The sequence below is a fragment of the Oleiphilus sp. HI0079 genome, from assembly GCF_001635105.1.
Genome location: NZ_LWFT01000116.1, coordinates 1 through 690, shown reverse-complemented (window position 1 = coordinate 690; position 690 = coordinate 1). Strand labels below are relative to the sequence as shown.

Annotated in this window: 2 protein-coding genes; both read right to left on the bottom strand. The window is 46.1% G+C overall.

Annotation, left to right across the window (positions count from 1 at the left end; genetic code table 11):
- The coding region (locus A3750_RS01725; protein WP_068547977.1) for a monovalent cation/H+ antiporter complex subunit F at window positions 1–239 on the bottom strand (239 nt) is incomplete at its 3' end.
- A 2-nt stretch (window positions 240–241) separates the two neighbouring features.
- A partial coding sequence (locus A3750_RS01720) for a Na+/H+ antiporter subunit E (protein WP_156498309.1) occupies window positions 242–690 on the bottom strand: 449 nt, incomplete at its 5' end.

Sequence of the window (690 nt, the reverse complement as noted above, 5' to 3'; positions counted from 1 at the left end):
AAAAACCTCAAAACCGCCACCATGCCGATGAAGTTGATGAGCGCATAAACAATAGCAATATCCAAAAAATCTGGCCGACCATTTAAAAAGCCTACCGCTGCGATGAAGAGCACCGTCTTCGTGCCAAACATATTAACGCCAAGAATTCGGTCATAGACTGTTGGAGCGCTAAACGCACGGGCAAGCGCTAAACCCATGACGACGAGTATCGCAATGCATATTGCAGCCATTAAGGTCATAGTTAAGATTCCTTCTTACCCCAAATTGACGTTATCTTGTTCTCCATGTCACCCTCTTTGAGCTCACCGATTGACGCGCTTTGCAGAGCATGGACAGTAATTTCGTCGTCTTCAAGATCCACGCTTAGCGTTCCTGGCGTTAGAGTGATGGAGTTTGCGTAGAGTACGCGGACTTTATCTGGTACTTGCGCGACTGAAACCTTTGCAAGTGACGGGCTTAGATTCTTGGGGTTGCCCCAAACCAACTTTGTAACATGAACACTAGAGGCAATTATTTGGCCTGTCAGCCAAACAAAGTAACGAGAGATACGCGCACCAGAGGCAACTGGCTTAGGCTCAGAGTCGGTTTGATCCATTCTTTTGAGTACAAATAACACGAGTAGCACTGAAAATACGCCAAACCCAATGATCAAAGGCTGATAAATACCTGACAATAAAAGCCAGAACAGGG